Below are 21,993 nucleotides of genomic sequence, written 5' to 3'. Positions count from 1 at the left end.
CTAACCGGCGATTCTGGGCTATCTTTCCGCCTCGTTTCGCGGGTCAGCGCTGCCTTCGGGTGTTGTTCGAGGTCCTGGCGTCGAGGTGTGCCGCACGTTGCTGCGAGGAGGCGGCAGCGCTGCCTCGTCCATGCGTGCTGCGGGAGTTCTGGGGATCGGCGGGGAGGTCGGCCATCCGTCGTAGCCGCCACACGAGCACGTCACTCATGCGCTCCGCCGCGTCCAGCTCCCTCCGAGCGGCTGCCTGCACCAGCAGAGCGGTGGGGTTGTGGCCGGTGGTCCGGGCTTCGTCGAGGGTGGCTGCGAGGGCGGGCCATCCGCGTTCGGCGAGGACCTGGTCGGCCAACTCCGGCAGGGCTTGGCGCAGGGTGGCGGCGTGATGGCGTTGCCAGGCAGGGGTCAGACGGCTGCCCCGCTGGTGGAGGAAGGCCATGGGGAGGTCGGCAGCGGCGGGATAGGCGGCGCGGAGGTGCGCGGCGGCCCGCTGGGCGGCTTCGGCCTGTTGGAAGTGCTGCTTCCTGGCGTGCCAGTGGGCGGCAGCGGTGGTCAGGAAGAGCAGCATGTCGATGACCATTGCGGTGGTGGCGCCGTCCTCGCCCCGGCCGAGGGCCGGGCCGCTGTGCACGAGGTCGCGGGCGGCTCGGCGCAAGGCGTGATCGTGGCCGCGTGCAGCGCGGACGTGGGAGCGGGAGGCGCGTTCGAAGGCGGCTGCTGCGGCTTGGAGTTCGTGGCGGGTGTGGACGGCAGAGGTTTTGGCGAGGGCGTCCAGGACCTCCCCTGCGGCGGCGATCTGCGCGGCGATGACACCGTCGTCGCCGTGGTCGATGACGAGCAGGGCCTGCCAGGCGGCCGTGGTGGCACGTCGGCGTGCGGACGCGGGCCCGGTCACCCACGGCTGGGAGGGCTCCGAGGAGAGGGCTTCCGCGGATGTGGTCCAGCGTTCACGGATCCGGGGCAGCGAGAGGTCTGGGGCGAGCTTGGAACCGGAGTAGAAGACCGGCTCGCCCTTGCCGTTGCGGTCATCAGGGAGGGCGACGGTGTAGCCGAGGGTGTCGCCCGAGGGTGCGATGCGCCGCCGGACGAGCAGACCGGCCGAGGCGAGGCGGTCGAAGAACTCCTCCTCACTGGCTGCGCCGGCCACCGAGCGGCGGACTTCCTCGCGCAGCTCCTCGCGTGGGGTGCGCTGTCGGCCGAGGTGGGCGGCTTTGTGGCGTTCGGCGCTGGTGGGCCGCGTGGCGGCGGTACCGTCCCCCGCCGCCACGCGGTGGAGGCCGTAGTCGACTTCGATCTGGCGGCATTCGGTCTGGGCGCGCTTGGCGGAGCGGTGGTGGTCGGGGCGGCGGCCGTCTTCGCGGACGAGCGTGGCGATGAGGTGGATGTGGTCGTCGGCATGGCGGACGGCTGCCCAGCGGCAGCCCGCGCCGTCGCCGGGGTCGATCCCGGTGGCGGCGATAACGCGGCGGGCGACGTCCGCCCATTCGGCGTCGGTGAGAGTGCGGTCGCCAGGGGCGGCGCGGACGGAGGTGTGCCATACGTGGGTGGTGGGGCGGGCGTCTTCATCGAGGAGGTGCAGGGGCTCGTCCAGGAGCTGGGCGAGGTCGACGAGGGTGGTGCTCCGGTCGCGGCCGGGGTCGGGGGCGAGGCCGTCGAAGGAGGCGACGAGGTGGGGGGCGGTGTGTTCCTCGCGGCGGCCGGGGCCGTAGAGGTAGGCGAGCAGGCGGGCGGTGTTGCGGCCCTGCTTGTGGATGCGGGGTATCAAGCGGCGGTGCCTTCGGAGTTCGGGTCGGTGAGGCGGGCGGAGACGTGGCGGACCTCGTCGACGGCATGGCGGACGGCGGCAATGGTGTCCTCCAGACCGCCGGGGTAGGCGCCGCTGTTGAGTGCGTGGGCGGCCTGGTTGAGGTTGTTGTTCGCGTGCCCGAGCTGGCGCCGGAGTGCGAAGAGGGCTGTCAGAGCGTCCTGGCGGGTGGCGATGGCGGCTGCGGTGCGGTCGAGGTCGCGGGCGGCGGCGAGTCCGCTGTGGGCGAGGAAGCCGGCGACGCTCATGCCGACCGCTTCGGCGCCGGCGGCAACGGTCGCGTGCTCGGCATCGCTGAGGCGGACGCTGTGCGCGCGGCGCTGCGTACGAGCGCGTACGCGGGACTTGCCCCGGCGACGCCGCACCGGCTGCGGTCCGCCCTCGGCCGCAGCGCCTCCCTCCCGCGCCCCCTGGCGCGGGAGGGTGCCCGCCACCCCCGGGGCGGGCACGGGTTCGGACGCACCCCCGACGGGGGAGTGTCCGAACCTCCAACTTGCTCCGCCCGGGGCAGGGTCGGTGGGCACCAGCGGCTGGTTGGTGAGGGCCTCGGTGTGGCTGTCGTGCATCGGAGTGTTCCTTCGGAGCGAGTGCTGGAGGGGCGCCCGTGTGGGCCTGGGGTGACGGGGACGTCAGGCGGTGGCCGCCAGATTCTTGGCGATGGCCGCTTCGTCCAGGACGGTGTCGGCGGCCTTCTGGGCCCGGGCCCTGTCGACGGTGTAGCCCTGGGCGCGGGCTGTGCGCTCCAGGTCGGTCCGGCGGACGGTGCCGGTCTCGTTGCGCATCTGGTGGGCGAGCTCCAGGAGGTATGCGTCAGGGGCGCTGGTCTTGCGTCCGCCAGGTTTTGGGGTTGCCTTCCTCGGTGGTGTGGCGGTGGCGGGAGGCGGCGCCGTGGCGGTCGTGGCGGGGGAAGTCGGTGCGGCGGGCGGCTTCGGCTCTGGCGTGGCGGTCGGCTGCGCCAAGCGCTGTTTGGCGGGTGTGGCGGTGGCGGTGGTCTCGGCGGCGGGCGGTGGTGGTCCGCCACTGGGTGCCTTGACGGTTGGCGGTCCGGCCGCCATCGACTTGTTGGCGGTGAGATGGCGGTTGATGACGAGGTAGAGGTGGACGGCGCCGGCGAGGGCGAGTGGGGCGATGGCGGACAGGGCGCCGACGGTGGCGTTGTTGAGGTGGAGGCGGGCCTGTTCGTTGAGGCGGATGGCGTGCAGGGCGTTGGCCCAGATGCTGGCGCCGGTCGCCAGGGTGACGAGCGTCCACACGTACAGGCGGGAGCGGAGAGGGGCGGTGCGCAGGATGAGCAGGGCGGTGACGCCCAGCGCGATGAAGCCGTCGATGACGAGGGGGAAGAGGTAGGTCAGCGGTCCACTGATGTGGGCGGCGACGGCCATCTGCCGTAGGGCGTCGTAGGAGAGGACGAAGCCGACGGCGGCGATCAGGGTGATCCCCATGAGGAGGGGACGGCCTTGCCGTTCGAAGGCAGAGCGTATCGGGGCAGGGGAGGGCAAGAGCAGGAATCTCCGGGTGTGGTGCGAAGGGCGGGATGGGTGCCGTCGGGCTAGACGACGGGCTTCTGACGGCGGCGGTCCTCGCCTTCGAGGGTGACGCGTTCGGTCATCTGGGCCAGGCGGGAGGCGACGCGGTCGCCGAGGGCCGCGCGCAGGACGTCGGTGGTGAGGTTGCTGGTGATCAGGGTGGGGCGCAGGTGCTCGTACCGGTGGTTGATCAGCCGGTAGGTGAGCTCCTCGGTCCACTCGCTGGTCTTCGCCGCGCCGAGGTCGTCCAGGAGCAGCAGCGGGCAGCGCATCAGGCTCTGCAGGTCACGCTCGCTGTCGAACCCGGGGCGCGGGCGCAGCCGGGCGTACAGGTCGGCGGCGGTGACGGCTTCCCAGCGCAGGCGGACCCCGGCCGTCAGCAGGCTGCGGATTGCCCCGTACGCCTGGTGGGTCTTTCCGGTGCCGGTGGGGCCGACGATGCGCAGCGAGGGGCCCTCTGCGATGCCCCGTGTACCAGCGGGGCCGGGGCGTCCGGCGCGGGCGATCGCGTCCGCCCAGGCGGTGACCTGGGGGTGGTCCGCGAGGGCGTGCCGGTAACGGGCGGGGATACGCGCCGCGGCCAGTTCCAGCCCGGTGATCGGCTCAGCCACCGGTTCTTGGGCGGTGGTGTCGGGTGCGATGCCGCGCCGGGCCAGGATGTCGCCGAGTCGGCTGGAGATCCGGGCGGGCTGCTGCGGAGCGCGGGTGAGGGCGGTGGTGGTCAGAGGTCGCCTCCGTAGGCGGCGGCGGTGTCGGCGGGGTTGGTCCACGGCCGGTGGGCAGCGGCGAGGGCGGGGGTGGCGTTCATGGCCTCGTGCACGAGGCTGGGCAGGGTGCTCGGGTGCAGGCCCTTGGCGCGGTGGCGGTCGAGGCCGGCGCGGATGTGGTCCGGGGAGATGCCCTCGGCGAGGAGCTTCTTCACCTCGCGGCCGAGGTGGCCGAGCACGTCCTGCGGCGGGCGGTGGGGGCACGCGGCGGCGTACTCGCCGATCAGGTCCTTCGCCGAGACCGATTGGGGTGCGGGGGCGCTGGCGCCCCCCAACGGGGTAGATCCTAGATCCCTGTTCCTAGGTCCTAGATCCGGACGGTGAGGGCTCACGGAGGGCTCGGTGAGCCCTTCGTGCGGCTGCGGTGAGCGCTCACGAAATCGGCTTTGACCTGCGGATTCGCCGTTCACGGAGGGCTCCGTGAGTCCTCCCGGACGATTCGCGGAGGTCTCCGCGAGGGCTCCCCGTGCCTGCGATGAGGGCTCACGCGGAATCCCGGAGTCGTGGTGCGGGCATGGGGGAGTCCGGACGCCGCTGGGCCGGTTGATCTTCTGGTGCTTGGCGAAGGTGACGATGTGCAGGTACCGCTTGCCATCCCCGCCCTCGTAACGGCAGATCAGCCCGGCATTGTCGAGCTGGATGAGGTCGTCCTCGACCGCCTCCGGGCCGTGCTCGCGGCGCAGCGACCACAGGTGGCCGGCGATGACCGCGGCCTGGTCGCGGAACCGGCCCTGGTCGTCGGCCTGGGTGAGCAGCCCGAAGAAGGTGCGCTCGGCGGACAGCGACACCGCCGCGAGGGACTCGGACGAGAACGCCTCGGGCTTGATGGTGCGGATACGGGCGATGGCGATCGACCGCCTTTCAGGAGGGGGTGGGGGAATCCGGCTTCGCCGGGGTGCGTGGCCAACACAGCCACACCCAGTGCGCAGAAGTCCAGACTTTCCACAGGAATTCTGAAAAACCCACCGACACGACGCGCCGACAGGTCCGGTCACTTTAGGGCCGGATTCCCGGTTGGCGAAATCGCCGCCGGAAATTGCTACGCGGTCCGCATCGCTCACGGCAGACGGGAATGCCCTTCCAGACCGGTTGACGGGCAAGCTACAACACCACCCATGCCGCCACGCCCCCTCGCCATCGGACCCGCCGGACACGCCGCCGCCCACGTCATCGAACGCACCCGCACCGCCCGCGGCTACTCCCAGCGCCAGCTCGCCGCCCGCGTCACCGCGCTCGGCCAGCCCATGACCTTCACCGCGCTCTCCCGCATCGAACGCACCGTCCGCCGCTGCGACATCGACGACCTCGTCGCCATCGCCGCAGCCCTCGGAATTGCGCCGCAGACTCTCCTCGCCGACCCCCTCGCGCCCCCGGGGGCGGCCGCGGCGGGCGAAATATAGCCGACGATCCCCGGTTAGGGAAACCGGGGATTCTCCGGATCATTGTGCGTCCCGGAACGCCCGTCGTGTCGGTCCCTGCCAGAAGCCTGCCCACATTCCCGGAGGACGCCTTGCTTGATTCGCCTACGTGCCGATTTCAGGTTCCCCGCCGCGCACACGTAGCCCTGCTCGCTTCCTCTTCTGATCCGCTCGGAGATCTCGGCCGTACGTAGAAGCCCTATTCGGCGGTCTCGCAGCATCGGCTGGGCTTGTTGCTTCCCGGCCCAGGTAGATCTCTCAATTCTTGTCGCTATTTCTCCCGCAAAGGAACCGCCTATGGCCCCGCGCCTGCTGTCCATACCTGCCGTCGCCGCAGCCCTGGACGTCGACCGACGAACGGTCTACCGCTTCATCGCCGCCGGCGAGCTGCCCGTCGTCGACCTGCGCACAGGACCGGCTCGCTCTCGCGTTCGCGTCCCCGCCGCGAGCCTGGACGACTTCATCAACAGCCGGGCGGTTTCCGCGCCCGCGCGCCGCCGCTGACCAGGACCAAGTCCCTCCGTACGCGAAACAGGAAGGAACGGAACCACGTACCTCCGGAAGCTGAACTCCGGCAAATGGCAGGCGACCGTCCGCAACCGGGCTGGAGACCGGTTCAGCGAGTCGTTTCCCCTCAAGGCACAGGCCCGTGCCTGGGGCGCCGAGATGGAGACCCAGTTCGCCCGCGGAAGCATGCGGGACCCCCGAGCCGGCGAAATGGCGTTTCACGAGTGGCACGCCCGCTGGTGGCAGGCCCGTGTCGTCGAGCCCCACACGCTGCGCGGCGACGCCTCCAGCATCAAGAACCACGTGCTGCCCCATTGGGCCGACTGGGAGATGCGGGCCGTCACCCGCATGGAGGTCCAGAGCTGGATCCGTGGACTGGTCGAGAAGGGGGTCGGCGCCTCGGCGATCAAGAGGGCGTACAACCTGCTGTCGTCCATCATGCGTGCGGCCGTCGACGACGATGTCATCGCGGTCAGCCCCTGCAGGAACATCGACCTGCCGCAGATCGCGATCAAGCCCCCGCAATGGTTCACCCTCGACCAGGCGCAGAGCATCGTCGACGAGCTCCCGGCGCCGTGGCGCACCATGTGCCTGCTCGGCTTCTACACGGGCCTGCGCTGGGGCGAACTCGCCGGCCTGCACTGCCATCGGATTGACCAGCGCCGTTCCCGCCTGTTCGTGGTGGAGGTCAACACCAAGAGCGGCATCAAGGAGTACCCCAAGAGTTCGAGGAGCCGCCGGGAGGTCCCGCTCCCACCGCACGTCCTGGACGCCCTCGAACGGCACATTCACCCGCTTGACCGCGACGCACTGGTCTTCACCACCATCACCAAGGGCCGCGCCGGTCGTCGGCTCGACGACGGCAACTGGCGCCGCCAGACCTGGTGGCCGGCCATCGAGGACGCCCATTACTTCGACACCGACGGGGAGCAGCTCCCCGTCCCGCACTATCCGCCCCACTCCATGCGTCACACCTGCGCCTCGTGGCTAGTCCAGAAGGGAGTCTCGCTCTACGAGGTCCAGCACCTCCTCGGCCACGAGAGCTTCCAGACCACCCAGCGCTACGCCCACCTGCAGCCGGACGCGCACAAAGCAGTGCTGGCAGCTTGGGAGCGTTTGGACGTCCCGCTGACCTTTGCAGCGTAAATAACTCGTCCTGTCCACTGGCGTGCGTCGGATGCGCGCTGCGCCTACGTACAGGGCGAGCTGAAGGGCGGCCTACAGCTATGGACGAGCTTGTTTCTCCAGGTAGTCCATGACCACTTGGTGCGCCCGCCACCCGTCCGGGAACTTCGGTGGTACGTCGAGGTAGACCGGGCTGCTGCGGGGATGCCGGTCCAGGAGGTCGGTGATGCCGGCGCGGGCCACGACGATGCAGGCGAAGCGGTGGCGGGAGAGCAGGACGCACAGGCGACCCGTCTCCAGATGGAAGGCGGAGGCATCCTGACGGCCGGAGAGCGGGTGCCAGACCAGTGTGACGTCGAACTCGCGGCCCTGGAGACGGTTGGCGGTGTCCACGGTGATGTCCGTGAGACCCCGCTTCTCCAGTCGCGACCGTACCGAGTCCGCCTGGATCGTACGGGCGGCTCCGATCGCGATGCGGGACTCGATGAGCGGCTCTCCGTTCACCAGCGCCCCTCGCTCCAGCAACCGGGCCGCCGTTTCTGCCAGGGCTTCGGCCACCTCGGGGTCATCGTCGAGGGTGTGCCGAGGCGGAAGCTCAAGCAGACCCCAGCCCGACCCGGCCGCGCAGGCGAGGACGGCGTCCGACGGTGTTGCACGGTGAGGTGCGGTGCCGTAGGTGAGGACGCGGTCAGCCGCCTTGGTGCCGGAGATGAAGGAGTAGAAGGGATAGAACGCCTTCTGCACGAGAGGGGCTGCCATCTCCGGCAGCCGCCAGGAGACCGGGAGCTCGTGTCGCAGCAGGTCGGAGTTGTGCGCCAGCGCCACGTCGACGGCGTTGCGCAGCGGGTCCCAGGTCAGTCCCTGCCAGCGGTCGGTGTCCACTGTGGCGAAGGGGTCCAGCTGCCCGGGATCGCCGACGAAGAGGACTTGTGAGTCCTTCTCGGAGAACAGCGGTGCCGTCGCCAGCAGCGCGTCCGACCGCATCTGGTAGGCCTCGTCCACGATGGCCCAGCGCCATGGCGCGCACTTCTCGCGGGGGACGTGCGACCACTTCTTGGCAGTGGAGACGACGACCGGCAGCTCGCGGAGGGCGGGTGCCTCGTTGCTGCCCCGCACGTTGGCGTGCCGGCGCACCCGTTCGGGCAGGACGAAGTCCTTCTTGTGGAGGCGGCCGACGGGGAGGTCCGGGTATTCCCGGGCGATGTTGTCGACCAGGTCGTCGACCTGTTCGTTGGTCTGCGCGACGATCATCACCTGATGGCCGGTCGATGTCAGGTGGCCGGTGGCGCGCTTGACCAGCGTGGACTTTCCCGCGCCCGGTGGAGAGTCCACCACGATGCCGCGTCCGGTGGCCGAGTCCAGGCCGGACAGCACGTCGGCGACCGCCCGGTCGGCGAGGGCGCCGGGTGACGTGCCGCTGTCGGGTTCCGGAGTGGCTGTCATTCCCAGACCTCTTCCGCGTCCTCGTCGGTGGGTTCGTACGGTTGTGGCGGACCGCCGTGGGTCCAGGGGGTGTCCTCCTCAGCCGGGAGCGAGGACGGCATGTTCTTGGGATCGATCGACGTGAAGGTGATCGTCTCGCCGAGGTCGGCCATGGTCCCCTCAGGCGCGGGCGGCTTGCGCTTGTTGCCGAAGCCGCCGTTCAGCTGGATCAGCACGGCGGACCCGGCTCCGTCGGGGGTGACGTCTAGGATCTCGGCCTTCTGCCTCGGTCTTGCCGGGGACTTGACCGCCGTCCCCGCCGCCATGGACACGGGAATTTCGCAGTGCACGGTGATCGTCGGGCGCCACAGCGGGGATCCGGGCCGCGCCCCGGGGATGGTGCGCTCTTCCTCCCGGGCCGTGACCACGCCCGTGAACGCCTCGCCCGTCAGTTCGTACTCCGCCATCACCAGCGGATCGTCATACGCGCGCTCGGCGTCGTACCGCTCCTGAGCCTCCTCCATACGGGCGAGGCGGCGGGCTGCGCCCACCGCGTGATCGCGGCGGGCCTGTGGGCGCCCGTCATCGTCCAGATAGGTCGCGTACTCGCCGAACAGACGCCGGTCGTATGCCCGCCGTTCGGCGACGTGGTCCCCTGCGGGAAGCTCGCGCAACAGGCGGACGCCGTGCCACATCAGCTGCCAGGTCGGCAGCATCTGGGCGTGCAGCTCGCGGTCGATGGTGCGAGCGGCGGCGTCCCGCGCCCGCTCTCCGGTTGCGCCGTCGTACTTCGTGATCAGTTCGTCGAGCGTGCGGTCGAAGACCGGGTCGGTCGTCGGCCCGGCGGGCGGCCACGCCGCGGGGTCTTCGCGCTCCCGGGCGGTCTCGGCCCCGGTGCGTCCGGCGGGGGGATCGATCCAGCCGAGCAGGGACGCCAGGTTCGCGTTCTCGGTGGGGCTCTGCCCGGTGGCCCAGTGGGCAGAGAGGGACCGCGTCATGGCCTGGAGCAGGGCGGAATCCGGGAACTCGGCCCGGTCGGCGAACCAGGTCAGCCACTTTCCGAGCAGGGGTACGGATGGGGAGACGGCATGCGGACCATCTGTCGCGCGCAGCCGGGTCAGACGGCCCAGCAGCCGGACGTACGTGATCCCCCCAGCGTTCGGGACGAGGAGCTGGGGTGCGCGCAGGGGCCGCTCCCGCTCCTCCTTGTCCTTGCCGCGCCCGACCGTGTACGGCTCTTTCGGCGCGGCGCGGCATTCCTCGAAGTAGGGCAGGAGGAGGTCCGCGAGGCTCTCGACGAAGCCGAAGCGCTCGGTTCGGTCGTGGGGGCGGCGAACCGTCAGAAGCACCGGGTGGTCGGGATCCGTCCCGGCGAGAGCTGCGAGTGGCGCGCAGGCCTCGCCGGCGAGGGTGAGCGGGATGAGGACGAACGGGGTGTCGTCCACATGCTCGTGGCGCACGGTCGTCAGCCGCTCGGCGTATTCCGACGTGGATGCCCGCAGGGCGGCCACCGTGGCGATGACGCTCACGCGGTCGCACCTCCACGCAGTCGACGGAGTCGTTCGGCGGCCCGCAGCCGGATGATGACCGCCTCCTCGGCGGGGCCCGGGGCGCTGGTGCCGTCGAGGTGGCGGAGGGCGGTCCGGGTGGAGTCGATGCCGGGAAGACTGTTGCGCACCACTCCACCCAGTCGGGCCGGGGAGGCGCAGTCAGTGGCCTCGTCCCGGCAGTAGCGGGACATCTCGCAGAACGAGAGGCAGTCGGGGGTGAAGCTTGCGTCCAGCTCCCGCATCGTGGCGTCGATCTCGGCCTTCGGCCGTTCGGTGTCGAGCGTCGCGTCGGGAGAGAGGGCGTGGGCCAGGTCTTCGGCCCGGCGCAGACGCGATAACTGGAACCGCAGGGCGTCGAGTTCCTGGCGGAGGTCGATCAGCTTTCCGTAGGGCCGGTTGGAGAAGTCCTTAGGGCAGATGAGAAGGAACCTGTGGGCGATCGCCTTGGGATCGAGGCCGAGTTCGGTGAAGGTCTGTCGCAGGGCGAGGACGCTGACCGCGGCCTGTTTCGTGGTCTGGGCGACCGCCGAGGGGTTCGCCTGGCCGTCGATGGCCGGAAAGGAGCGGATCTCCACCACGTAGAACTGTCCGCCGGTGCGGTGGCTGAGGGCTTGCGGTATCACGTGGGCGGTCTGACCGGCGACCTCCAGGGTCAGGACGGGGCGGTCCAGAATCAGCCGCTCGTCGGCGCCGGCCGCCAGGCGGTTCAGAAGCCGCCGACTCTCGCCCGCCCGCACCGCGAGCGAAGCGTCGCCGCCCACCTCGGTCAGATCGGCTACCGCGGCTTCCTCGACGGGGACGTCGAGTTGCTCCCGGAGCAGGCGGATGAGCTCCGCGTAGCCGCCCCATTTGACCAGGGCCTCGAAGCTCTGCTCGCGCCGGATCGCGAAGGGGGACTGGCCGAAACGCGGCTCATGGCCAAGGCGTTGGGCGAGCAACGCCTTGTCCACGCCCGCTGCGTCGAGTACGGCGCGGCGGGAGCAGGCCGGGTTGGCCGTGAGGGCGGTGATCTTGCGTGCCGTGTACTCCTGCGGGGGCCGCGGTCCGCGCAGGACGGCGAGCCTTCCCGGAGAGGGGGGAGAGGGGTGCTGCGGAGGCATCTTCTCTTCTTACGCGGAATTCTGTGGCGGCACCGGAGGAATCCGGTAGTCGGTCAGATGGTGAAGCCGGCTGAACCGCGCAGGGCATCGTGCAGGGGCGGGGCCCCGAAGAGCTGCTGTACTTCTGTGAGTTGGCCGCGTGCGCGGTCGGCGGTCGTGCGACGCAGGGAGTAGTCCGCCTCCTGGTGCACTGCGGCCTCCGTGCGTGCTGCGGAGATCACGCGTTCGGGGTCGATTTCCTCGTCGTCGTACGCGCCGGGGATGTTGAGCGCGAAACGGCGCAACAGTTGGCGGGCTGCGCCGGAGGGCGCGTGCCCGGCGACGTCGAGCCGCAGGATCTGCTCGGCGGTGCCGATGGCGTGGACAAGGAAGTCGGCACGCGGGCTCAGTGGGCCGACGATGCGCTGCTCCAGGGGCCAGACGGATACGGCGAGGAGACCGCGGGCGGGGGTGAGCCGGTCGTGGGTGAGGGCGGCACAGATGTAGTAGGGGCGGGCGTAGCCCTGTGCGGTGAAGGACCTTTCCTCGTCCCGGCGGAGGGAGGCGAGTTTCGTCGCGACCAGCGGCTCGGTGAAGAAGGCCTGGTATACGGATGAGATCAGCTTGGGCGACGCGGGAGCGCCGAGCAGGGTGAGTGCCTGGTGCACCTGCTCGCGGACCGGGACGGCGCCGTGGGTGGACTGCTTCCCGTGGGCCTGGAGCCGGAACGAGGATGCGGTCCCGGCGGTGGTGGCAGGTGCCGGGGACCCGGCGGGTGAGGAAGGAGCCGCGGCAGGTGGCGCGGCCCCCTCCGCCTCCTCGGCGTCGAGGGCTCGCTCCCACGCGGCCTCCGCCTCGCGCAGTTCGGCGCGGATGCGGGCGGTGGCCGCGTTGTCGCGGGCGCGTCGAGCCTCTCGCAGGAGGGCGCGCAGGCGCGACAGGCGTTCCTCGAGCTCCTCCAGCGATGCGGTCATGGGCGCACTGTACCGCCGATCCCTTTGATTTCCAAGGTTCTCCAAAGAGTTCCAAAGTTGTGCGCTACGCTCGGCGGCACGGCCTCGGGGTTCACGACGGCCGGCCTAACTCCGTGCTTCGGCCGGGAGGGGGAACGACATGACGTGCGATGTGCCGTGGCGTGTGCCGCAGTGGATGACGGGGGACGAGGGGCCGGTCCGGATCGGGCCGGGCACAGGAGGGGGAGCGGACGAGCCGCACGTCTGCCTGGCCCGCGACGCGGCGAAGGCCCGGCCAGGACTTCGGGCGCGGGTGCCGTCGCAGCTTCCCCAGGAAGAGCACGAGACCTTCACGCTCGGTCCCGTGTGCGCGGCACTGGACCGGATCGAGTTCGGCGGCGCCACGGTGGACGAGGCGCTCGGAGCCCTGTCCGGCCACCGGCCTGCTCTGCACGAGGGGCACCGGACCTACGTGGAGCACGCGGTGCGGCAGTACACGAGCCAGGGGCCGGACGCCTTCGTGCCCGTCCAGCCGTACTGGGCGGTGCGCAAGGACAATGGTCGGCGCTGGGAGCTCTACGCATGGTGGCGCCGCTACCAGTCGGCCGACGGCACGGTGCGCGAGTACCGGCGGCTGAGACACGGGGACGCCCGTGCGTCGAGCCGGGGTGAGATCGCGGTCGCCGCGTACACCGCGGCGTTCGGAGCCGACGCGGCGTGGCCGCGCCGCTGGAACCAGGAGTTCGTGATCCACGGCTCTCCCGGGCCCGTCGCGAGGGTCAGGATCATCGAGATCGGCCTGGGCGACGGGTCGCGGACCGTTCAGTTCGACGGAACTGCGGAGGAGGCCAAGGCGTACTACGAGGCGCACGGCGGCCCCCACGTGAGGAATGTGGTCAGGGGCGGTCCGGAGCGCCCCGGGGCGGCCTGCTTCGACTGCAAGCAGTTCACCGGGTGTGAGGCGGTGCCCCGGTCTCCGGGGGTACTGGCACTGCCCTCCCGCCGGTTACCGCTGCGGAAGGTGTCCATCAGCGACCTCAGGTACCACGCCGCCTGCCCTGCGCAGTCCCTGCTGCGCTCCCTGCACCTGCCGAAAACAGGCGAGTACAGCGACGCGGCCAAGCTCGGCCAGGCCGTGCACGGTTGGGTCGAGGCGCTCCACCGCCGCACCGGCCCCATTCCCTGCACGCGCGGCGACATGCCCCCGCCGGGGGAGAACTGGACCGCCGGCCGGTGGAGGGTCCCGGACGAGGAGGCGGAGACGGGCCGCGCCATGCTCCTGCAGCATGTGGACTCGTGCCCCTTCCAGCTCCCCGAGGCCATCGAGCGGGTCGAATGCGAACCGACCCGGGTGTTTCACGACACGGCGGCCCAGGCGCTGGTCGTGGCCAAACCCGACCTGCTCTACAGGGAGGACGGTTCCTGGGTATGGCGGGAGCTCAAGACCACCCGCACTCCTGCCCGCATCGGCAAGGATCCGTTGGACGCGTATCCGCAGCTCGCCCTGGCCGTCGTCCTGCTTGCCCAGGGGGAGCTGGGCGGTGACCCCTCCGGATCGAGGGTGGAACTGGAGGTCCTCCGTCCCGATGGATCCGACCCCCACGTCATCGACCCGATGGACGCGGAGCGCCTGGCCAAGGCGCGAGCGGTGCTCCAACGGTACGCCGGCCCCTGGCGGGAGGACCGTGCGTGGGAGGCACGGCCGGGCGGGCACTGCCACCAGTGCCCGGTCTCGCGGTGGTGCCCGAGCGCCCAAGCCCCTGCCGACGCGGAGGAGAAGGCATGATCACCCAGACCCCACCGAACTCCGGGGCAGCCCGATCCGGCCTGGTCTCCCGACCGTCCGCGGGCTCGGACGAACCCCTGCTCCGGGAGATCGCCAGTGCGCTGGTCCGTCTGTCCCGGCAGCGCGGCGTGCCCCACCCGATCTATCCGGCCCAGGTCCAGAACGCCTACAACCGACTCGTCCTGCACTGCCTGCGACACGGAGTCGAACCGCCGGGCAGCATTCCCGAGATGGTGCGCTGGGCCTGCGAACGACCGCTGACGGGCTGGCCGCTGGACCTGCCTCCCGAAGCCCGTGGGGCCGCTGGCACGCTCGTGGATCCCCAGACGAGACTGCCGCACCAGCTCTGCCTCGAGTGGGAGGTGGATGCGGCGGACCCCGCCGCGGAGATCTTCGAGAACCAGCGCATGCTGGAGGCACTCACCGTATGCCGGGCAGCAGGCGATCCTGCGGCGTACACCGCCTTCCGGTCCCTGCTGACCACCCGGCCCGTACTCACCGGCGCGGAGCTCGCCCTGCTCGGCGGGGACCCGGAGTGCGGACTCCTGCTCCACCACGTCATCAGACAGTGCTACGAACCCGTCCCTGCGACCTATCGACGCGACGGCGGGTACCAGCAGTGCGGACGCTGCCGCTGCCTGATGGTGCCACTGCCCGGCGGAGGTCACCGCTGCGAGCTGGACCGCTGCCGCCGTGACGCCACCGCGGCTGTCCCCGTTCCGGTACGTCCCGACCGCAGCGGGCTCCACCAGCTCAGCCGCCCCCTGCGGATGTTCGTCACCAGTCCGGGCCTGGCAGAGAACGACATCGGGTCAACCCTCAAGAGACGCTTCGGCATCGACGCCGAGATGTGGCCCCAGTTCGACGCGTACGACTTGCGCGTCCCGCTGCCGGGAGGCGGGTACTGGGCCGTGGACGTCAAGGACCGGGTGAACCCGGTTTTGCTCGCACGCACACTCACCCGCTTCCGGGCCGACCCGCCCTTCGACCGAGCCTTCCTGGTCGTGCCCCGCTATCGATTCCGCGAGAACGAGGCGTACGGACGACAGTTCCGCCGAAATCTTCCCGAAGATCTGGCAGGGAACATCACCCTGCTCGACGACCGGACCTTCCTGCGTCTCGTGGCCGAGCAGATCGCCGACCGGACGGAAGCCGCCGGATCCCCTCGCCGCCAAGGAGACCACCATGCGTGATCGCAGCAGCTGGCACCGTCGCTGCTCCCGCCAGCTCACCGATGTATGGCCGGATGACCTCGGTGCGTTCCGGGTCGCCGATCTCCTCGACGTCGAACTGGGCCTCTATCTGCTGCAGAGCGTGGCGCCCACGCGCGCCGCACTCGACGTGTGGCCCCTCCTCGGCGGATACCCCCACAGCGAAGCGCTCGGGGACGTCCGCTCCGACGAACAGCGGCTGCGCATCCTGCGCGCCCGCCACCACCTGTGGGTCCTCAGACGCGGACACGCTTGGTCTGAAGCGCTGGAGTCGTACCTACGCGTGCCGCAGCAGCTGCGCGGATACGACCTCGAAAGCGTCGACGCGGTCCCGCGTCAACGCGTACCCGCCCGGGCAGCGCGTCGTTTCGAGGTGTTCGAAGGGCTGCTCACCACAGGACCCGAGTTCGCGACCCGCCGTGTTCCGCTCGCTGGGTCGGGCGAGCACACCTTCCGGGCCCAGGACCGGCTCCACTCGGTCGAGATCACCGACGACCTGCTGCTCGGCGCCCTCCCCAGGTCGCACGCCCTCGACGCGGCACCCGCCGGGCGCGGGGAACCCGTGGACGTGACCTGGGAAGAACTCGAGTCGGCGGCCGCAGCCATGGACGCGAAGGAGGAGGTCATCGGTGGCTCCCGAAGCGGATGGCGCGGTCGACTGAGCCGTGTCCGGTTACTCGTCCGGGACGAGGCCCTCGGTCGGTTCACGCGGGGCGAGCGCCTCAGGATCGACCAGCTGCTCCACCTGGTCGGCATGGTCGGTGCGGGCAAGTCGACCCTCCGTGACATCCTCACCTACCACCTGGTCACCCGGACGTCGCGCCGTGTCACCCTGGTCGTCGGCGACGTCGCCGAAACCCTGGCCGTCGTGGAGCTGTTCAAGCGGCTCGGGGTAGCGGCGGCACCCATCCTCGGCCACTCCACGCGAGAGCGGAACATCGGACGCCTGCACCGCCGCACCGCGGTGGCGGGCGCCGACACCATGCTGGGACACGACCACCCCGGCTTCGCATACCTGAGCAGTGCCTGCCCCGTGGACGTGCTGCGCGGCATGGAGGCACGCAGGCCCCTCGGTATCAGGGAAGCCCCGTGCCTCGGGCTGTACCCCGCTGTGGACCAGGAAGAGACCCCGGACGATCCACTGGTCGAAGCGGAGAACCCGGCCGGCCGAAGGTCGCGCCCCAAGCCCCAGCGGAAGCTGTGCCCGCTGTGGAACCGCTGTCCGAGACATCGCGGCGCCCGGGACCTCGTCGATGCCCGCGTCTGGGTTGCGACCCCCGCCGGGCTGGTGCACAGCTCCGTGCCCCAGCACCAGCACGACGAGCAGATCCGTTACCTGGAACTCGCCTGCCGACTCAGCGACCTGATCATCGTCGACGAGGCGGACCGCGTGCAGATGCAGCTCGACACCGTGTTCGCTCCGGCCAGCACCCTCGTCGGCACCTACCCGAACTCATGGTTCGACGAGGTCGCCGTCCACAAGTTCCAGCAGATGGCCCGAGACGGGCGGCTCCAGCTGTCCGAACGCGACGTCGACGACTGGACGAACGCCGTCAACACCGTGAGCGCCGCCACCGACCGGCTCTATTCGCTCCTGGTCAAGGACGGGGAGCTGCGGCAGTGGATCAGCGTCGACTACTTCAGCGCGTTCACCCTGCACAACCTGCTGATCGACAGCTGGTTCCCCGGACGGGACGCGGGCGACCAACCACCGCCGGCGGCACGGCTGCTGGACGAGGCGTTGCTGCGGTTCCGGGACGACCCCCTCCACGAGCACGAGAGCACTGGTGACGGCGACCAGGTGACCCCCCTGGTCAACACCTTCGTCCACCTGGCCCTCGAACTGCTCCACGCCCCCCAGGGCGCCCGCACCCGGGAACGGCTCCGCTCCACCCTCACTGCTGTCGTGGGCCACGACTCCGGAGTCCTCGACCGGATCGACGTACAGGCCCGACGCTTCGAGTTCACCCTGCTCCTCGCCGCGCTCCACAGCCGACTCGACTTCATGACCATCCTGTGGCCGCGCGTCGAGGCCGCACTCCACCTGGAGAACGCGTCGAACGTCCTCTCCCGCAGACCTCCGAAGGACTACGAGGCGGTCATCCCCGAATCACCGATGGGCAACGTCCTCGGCTTCCAGTTTCGCCTCACGGACTCGGAGCGCGACGGTGACCGCAGCGGTGAGCTGCGCTTCTTCCACTGCAACGGTGTGGGGCGCGAACTCCTCATGCGAATGGGCGACCTGTGTCGGGTGGACAGTCGACCCGCCCCCCACGTTCTGCTCATGTCCGCGACCAGCTGGGCCGGCACTTCCAGCCGGTACCACCTGCACGCCGATGTGGGAGCCGTGCTTCGCCCGCGGGACGAGGAGGTCGAGGCCGTCCTCGGCACCGAGTTCCGCAAGGAGTTCCTCCACTGGCCGGGCAGCGAAGGGCCGCGGCCCCTGCGGCTGTCGGGCTGCCCCCCGAAGGAGCGGCCCCAGGCGCTCGTCGAGATGCTCCGGCAGCTCGCGGTTCCTGACCGCAGCCTGCCCGGCGCGTCCAGCATGCTCGACACCGAGCTGGACGAGATCCCCGACCAGGATCGACGCCGCATCCTGCTCCTCGTCGGCAGCTACGACGAGGCGCGGCGCGCGGCCGAGTACCTCAACGGGATCCCCGAGTGGAACGGCCGTGTCGTCCAGCTCGTCTCGGACGACGCGGACGCCGACACCGCCTGGGCCCGGCTGCCGGAGGACCCCGCGGTGCGCACCCTCACCCGAGGTGACGTGCACTCCTTCGCGAAGATCGGCGGCGAACTCCTGATCGCGCCGCTGCTCGCGGTGGAACGAGGGCACAACATCGTGCTGAGCACGGGCAAGGCCGCGATCGGCAGCGTCTACTTCCTCGCCCGGCCCCACCCGCGGCCCGACGACATCGCCCTCGCCATCCAGTCGATCAACGATTGGGCGGTACGCCAGCTCCGGGACACCGGAAGGGTCTTCACACAGGCGACGCTCGCGGCTGCCACGCCGCACCAGGCCGCCATCGGGTTCCGTAGTCGCGCCCGCCGCCAGTGGAACCGGTACCTCACCCGCCGAATGGCCTGGTCCAGTCTCCGGGACGACGAGAAGGTCGCCTTCACCTGGGACCAGCTGGTCGTGATGTGGCAGGTGATCGGCCGCCTCGTACGTGGCGGTGTGCCTGCCAGGGTGGCCTTCGTGGACGCCGCCTTCTCACCCCGCGAGGCGGGATTCGAGGCTGTCGACACCCCGGACACCAGCCTGCTGGCGAGCATGCGCGCCGTGCTGGCCCCCTACTTCGACGAGCCCGGCATCGTCGCTCAAGGTGCCGAAGCTCCGCCGGAACCCTCTCCGATCGACAAGTCGCTCGTCCGCGAGCTGTACGAGCCGCTCTACCGCGCCCTCGTCGACATGGGCTGAGACCGCGGCTGCCCGCCCGCACCCAGCACCCGTTCCCGCACCTTCCTCCGATCTGAGGAGACTCACAAGATGGCGTACCAGCACGTACGGACCGCCTCGTACATGCCTGACCCGGCACAGGGAACTTTCCCCGTCCTACGGCACACCCTCTCGCTGCCCGCTCACTGGGAGGAGCCGCTCGGCCAGCTGCGTGACCATGGCCGGCCGGAAGGCCGATGGCACGGCCCACGCCGCATCCCCACCCGGGAGATCAACCAGCTGATCCGCACCACCGCCCCGGACGTCGTCACCGTGGCGTCCAACGCCACCTTCGGAACGGACTCCCCCTGGCTCTACTGCACCGAGCCGTTTCCCACCCCGGTGACCAACCTCTACGCCGCCACCTGGCTCAGAAACCTCCCCCGCCATCCCGATGATCCGGACGCACGGCGTCTGCTCGCGGAGTGCTTCCGCGAGCTGGACACCGGAAGCCTGACCTGGCGCGCAGACACCATCGACCTGCTCGAACAACAGCCTTCTCCCGGTGGCACCGCCAAGCCCACCCGTCTGGTGTACCGACTGCTCCCCGACGAACTGGCCGCACGCATCGCACGTCAGGGTGCCTACGAGCACGGAGGCCGGCAACTCACCTTCCACCAGGTCGCCGGCGCCGGCGGCGGGTACGACGCCGGAAGCAGCAGCGCGGAACTGATGTCGTGGCCGCCGATCGAATACCGACCCGCGGGTAGGGGCGGCGAGCGCAAGCCGTCGTACTACGCGGCCACCCTCCGCGTCGGCGTGCGCACCGTCCCGTTCTCGCCGGTTCCTCGGATTCACCTCAGCGCGGGAATCCGCCGGTTCGTCACCGGAAAGGTCTGGATGCCCTTCCGCAAGGGGGTCTCGGTCTACCTACTGCCAGAGATCTCGCTCGTGCCGGACGCACCGGTGTCCCGGCGACTCTCGGTTGCCATGCTGCAGTGGCGCAACGGAACCACGGATTGGAGGCAGGGCGGCCCCAGTGGCATGCTCGCCGCCGTCGCCGCGCTCGACGGGCTCCCGTCGGTGGATCGACTGGTCAAGGAGGCCGACCACTGGATCGGGGACGGGAAGGACGGCATCAGGCTGGCGGTCGGCCACCAGGCCGCCATGGGCAGACACCCCATCGGGACCGGACTGATGCCCAGCGAACGCCGCCGTCTCATCGAGTGGGCCGAGCAAGCGCTGGCCCCCGAGTTCGTCCCCGCCCCGAAGCTCCAGCGCAGCCGGTACGGTCGCCCGCCTGTCAGACAGCTCACGAAGCGGCCCTCCATGCCAAAGAGCGCCACCGCCGAAGAGCTCGCCGCCCTCCTGGAACGGACGGAACGGACCGCGGCGGACAACGCGCGGGTGCGGCGTGCGGCGCTCGCCGCGACGCTGGACGGCACCGATCTCGTCGGCTTCCTGGTTCACCAGACCGACGACCAGCGGGACAGGCTCGTCGCCACCGCCGAGAGCGCGCTCGGACTCACAGAGTTTCGGCGTGAACGAGGACCGGAGACATGGGTGTGGGAGGCCGAGGAGCTCACCGTGCGGCTCCACGCCCACCCCCTGGGCGAGCTGGGATCCCCGCTCGGAGCGGAGGACCGGCCGCCGCGCGCGGGACAGGAACACGACCAGGCCATCCGTGAGCGGCGCGGACGGGTCGCCGAGGCGATGACCCGCCTGAGGGAGCAGGTGCCCGGGGCTCGGATCGCCCTTGTCGAGCTGGAAGGAAGCGAAGCGTTCCAAGGTCCCGCGAGGCGTACCGACCCCAAGTACGCGATCCGGCTCGGGTGCGCGGACGCAGGCTTGGTCACCCAGTTCATCCGCCCCCTGGACACTGCAATGGACACGGCTGACGCCGAGAAGGACGCTGCCTTGCGGGCCGAAGCGGCCTGGGCGGACGGCCTTCGTCAGACCGGGATGCGCCTGGTGCCCCAGCACACTCTCGGCGATCGCATCCCTTCCGGTCTGAACCAGGTGGCCTTCCATCTGGTCGAGCGCCGGGTCGACGGTCCCACGGGCAGGGCACAGTTCACCCCGATCGCCGTGCTGCTCCGGCCGGACGCACCGTGTGTCCTCGGACGGACCGCGGACACCTCCGAGTGGATGCCCTACCCGGACCTGCTCCGGATCCTGACCGGACGAGTGCGGGGGAATGACCTGAGGACCTCGGCGCAGCAGTCGGCAGTCACGGCTGCCTTCATCAGGAGGACCCTGGCGAGTCTGCGCGGCACGCCGACCCTGGTCCTGTCCCACGCACAAGACGTGCGCAAGCGCTGGCCGTGGCTCACCAACGGCGGGCTCGAGGTGGATCGGATCGGCCTCGACGGGGGCCCCGCGCAGCGAATCGGTCTCTACGGCAAGCACCTCCGGGTCGTCAGGGTCGCTGACAGCGGCCGTGACGAGACGCCCCAGTGGTGGGCGGAACGGGAGGAGCGCGAGGAAGAGCTGGCCGGGCAACAGCGGGGCGGCTTCGGCATGGGACTGTGGGTGCCCGACGAGCCCGGAGCCCCCGGCCGCGTCTTCTACAGCACGGCGGACAAGGCGAGCACGCAGACGAAGTTGACGAACGACGACGCGAAGCTGACCCCTCACGTCAACCCCGCCGGCCGGAGCGCCCACCGGCCGACGGTGAACGCGTGGAACCCCGAGCTACTGGAGCTCACCCTGGCCTGCCTTCAGCCCGGCGACGACCCCGAGGCATGGGCCGCGTTCGTCCACCAACAGCGCATCTGCAAGGACGACTACCGGGACGTGCTCGGCCTGCCGCTCGTTCTCCACCTCGCACGGCTCGCGGACGAGTACGCGCTGCCGCACGACGAGGAGGAGGCGGTGGACCCGACGGCGGTGCCCGTCCCCGGAGACGGGTCCGGGCAGCTCACCTTTGACTTCGACACGGACGAGGACAGTGAGGACCAGGCACATGGCGACGTGTAGTACGGAGGCGGTGGAACAGGCCGTTCAGTCCGCCGAACTGCTCCTCGCTCAGGAGGAGATGCGGGACGCGGTCGACGTACCGGAATCGAAGGGAGGCGCGGCGACGGCAGTGGCCGTCGCACATCTGGGCGGGCTGTTCGAGGGCCTGCCCAGGATAATCCGTCACGCCTTCGACCGGACCCGGGACTGCGACGGCAATCTGTCCAGCGATCCGCTCCAAGGCCTCTCTGAGATCGTGCAGAACGCTGAGGACCTCGGAGATTCCGGAGTACGCCTGCTCACCAGGGAGAGGGATCTCCTCGCCGGAACGGTGCCGGGCACCGTGCGGATCATCCTGGAGCCACTGAAGCACCTGCCCTACCGGACAAGTGGCAACGTGCTGGTCTCCGGCATCCGAAGTGCGCAGAGCCTTGCCTACCCGTTCGAAAGCACGGAGCAGGCCTCGTCATGACAGCTATCACAACGATGACAGCAAACCGAGGCCGGGACCCGG

The 21,993-nt window shown here is 70.4% G+C and carries 17 protein-coding genes; 8 read left to right on the top strand and 9 right to left on the bottom strand.

The window, feature by feature from the left end:
- Positions 1-43: 43 nt before the first annotated feature.
- From ACH414_RS29175 to ACH414_RS29155, 5 genes are all read right to left on the bottom strand, one after another.
- Positions 44-1,759: a relaxase/mobilization nuclease domain-containing protein gene (locus tag ACH414_RS29175; protein WP_398944036.1), complete on the bottom strand. Its 1,716-nt coding sequence runs from the start codon at positions 1,757-1,759 to the stop codon at positions 44-46.
- Positions 1,756-2,364, bottom strand: a complete 609-nt coding sequence (locus ACH414_RS29170) for a plasmid mobilization protein (RefSeq protein ID WP_398944034.1) — start codon at positions 2,362-2,364, stop codon at positions 1,756-1,758. Before ACH414_RS29170 ends, ACH414_RS29175 begins: the two co-directional genes overlap by 4 nt.
- 63 nt (positions 2,365-2,427) lie before the next feature.
- Positions 2,428-3,240, bottom strand: coding sequence for a DUF2637 domain-containing protein (locus ACH414_RS29165; RefSeq protein WP_398944033.1), 813 nt, complete (start codon positions 3,238-3,240; stop codon positions 2,428-2,430).
- Positions 3,241-3,347: 107 nt separating this feature from the next.
- Positions 3,348-4,049, bottom strand: a complete 702-nt coding sequence (locus ACH414_RS29160; protein WP_398944131.1) for an ATP-binding protein — start codon at positions 4,047-4,049, stop codon at positions 3,348-3,350.
- Entirely contained in the window at positions 4,046-4,936 is an 891-nt protein-coding gene (locus ACH414_RS29155) for a hypothetical protein (protein ID WP_398944129.1), read from the bottom strand. The genes ACH414_RS29160 and ACH414_RS29155 overlap by 4 nt, the downstream gene beginning before the upstream one ends.
- A 270-nt stretch (positions 4,937-5,206) precedes the next feature.
- Between ACH414_RS29155 and ACH414_RS29150 the strand changes: the two genes are divergently transcribed.
- The 3 genes from ACH414_RS29150 (at position 5,207) to ACH414_RS29140 (ending at position 7,162) form a co-directional block, all read left to right on the top strand.
- The gene (locus tag ACH414_RS29150; RefSeq protein WP_398944032.1) at positions 5,207-5,491 is read left to right on the top strand and encodes a helix-turn-helix domain-containing protein; all 285 of its coding nucleotides are present in this window, start codon (positions 5,207-5,209) and stop codon (positions 5,489-5,491) included.
- 315 nt (positions 5,492-5,806) lie between these two features.
- Complete coding sequence (locus tag ACH414_RS29145) at positions 5,807-6,013, top strand: helix-turn-helix domain-containing protein (protein ID WP_121827678.1); 207 nt, start codon at positions 5,807-5,809, stop codon at positions 6,011-6,013.
- 213 nt (positions 6,014-6,226) lie between these two features.
- Positions 6,227-7,162, top strand: a complete 936-nt coding sequence (locus tag ACH414_RS29140; protein WP_398944031.1) for a tyrosine-type recombinase/integrase — start codon at positions 6,227-6,229, stop codon at positions 7,160-7,162.
- A 78-nt stretch (positions 7,163-7,240) separates the two neighbouring features.
- Here the strand turns inward: ACH414_RS29140 and ACH414_RS29135 are convergent, their stop codons facing one another.
- From ACH414_RS29135 to ACH414_RS29120, 4 genes are read right to left on the bottom strand one after another with little or no spacing between them, the layout of a single operon-like run.
- Positions 7,241-8,584 carry an AAA family ATPase gene (locus ACH414_RS29135; RefSeq protein ID WP_359386989.1) on the bottom strand — a complete coding sequence of 448 codons (1,344 nt, stop codon included), beginning with the start codon at positions 8,582-8,584 and terminating at the stop codon, positions 7,241-7,243.
- Positions 8,581-10,092: a hypothetical protein gene (locus ACH414_RS29130; protein ID WP_398944028.1), complete on the bottom strand. Its 1,512-nt coding sequence runs from the start codon at positions 10,090-10,092 to the stop codon at positions 8,581-8,583. The genes ACH414_RS29135 and ACH414_RS29130 overlap by 4 nt, the downstream gene beginning before the upstream one ends.
- A complete protein-coding gene (locus ACH414_RS29125; RefSeq protein ID WP_376307668.1) occupies positions 10,089-11,213 on the bottom strand; it encodes a hypothetical protein in 1,125 nt (374 codons plus the stop codon). The genes ACH414_RS29130 and ACH414_RS29125 overlap by 4 nt, the downstream gene beginning before the upstream one ends.
- A 53-nt stretch (positions 11,214-11,266) precedes the next feature.
- Positions 11,267-12,166 carry a hypothetical protein gene (locus ACH414_RS29120; RefSeq protein ID WP_093436642.1) on the bottom strand — a complete coding sequence of 300 codons (900 nt, stop codon included), beginning with the start codon at positions 12,164-12,166 and terminating at the stop codon, positions 11,267-11,269.
- 139 nt (positions 12,167-12,305) lie between these two features.
- Between ACH414_RS29120 and ACH414_RS29115 the strand changes: the two genes are divergently transcribed.
- The 5 genes from ACH414_RS29115 to ACH414_RS29095 all read left to right on the top strand — a co-directional run bounded on the left by ACH414_RS29115 (position 12,306) and on the right by ACH414_RS29095 (position 21,951).
- Positions 12,306-13,931, top strand: a complete 1,626-nt coding sequence (locus ACH414_RS29115; RefSeq protein WP_398944026.1) for a PD-(D/E)XK nuclease family protein — start codon at positions 12,306-12,308, stop codon at positions 13,929-13,931.
- The gene (locus tag ACH414_RS29110) at positions 13,928-15,124 is read left to right on the top strand and encodes an HU-CCDC81 and SPOR domain-containing protein (RefSeq protein WP_097865988.1); all 1,197 of its coding nucleotides are present in this window, start codon (positions 13,928-13,930) and stop codon (positions 15,122-15,124) included. The genes ACH414_RS29115 and ACH414_RS29110 overlap by 4 nt, the downstream gene beginning before the upstream one ends.
- The gene (locus ACH414_RS29105) at positions 15,117-18,563 is read left to right on the top strand and encodes a signal recognition particle (RefSeq protein ID WP_398944024.1); all 3,447 of its coding nucleotides are present in this window, start codon (positions 15,117-15,119) and stop codon (positions 18,561-18,563) included. Before ACH414_RS29110 ends, ACH414_RS29105 begins: the two co-directional genes overlap by 8 nt.
- Positions 18,564-18,632: 69 nt before the next feature.
- Complete coding sequence (locus tag ACH414_RS29100; RefSeq protein ID WP_398944023.1) at positions 18,633-21,500, top strand: pPIWI_RE module domain-containing protein; 2,868 nt, start codon at positions 18,633-18,635, stop codon at positions 21,498-21,500.
- Positions 21,487-21,951 carry a hypothetical protein gene (locus ACH414_RS29095; RefSeq protein WP_398944021.1) on the top strand — a complete coding sequence of 155 codons (465 nt, stop codon included), beginning with the start codon at positions 21,487-21,489 and terminating at the stop codon, positions 21,949-21,951. Before ACH414_RS29100 ends, ACH414_RS29095 begins: the two co-directional genes overlap by 14 nt.
- Positions 21,952-21,993 lie beyond the last annotated feature (42 nt).

It is taken from the genome of Streptomyces sp. NPDC020422, assembly GCF_044386705.1.
In the GTDB taxonomy this organism is placed as follows: Bacteria; Actinomycetota; Actinomycetes; order Streptomycetales; family Streptomycetaceae; genus Streptomyces.
This window is presented reverse-complemented; position numbering and strand designations above follow the sequence as displayed.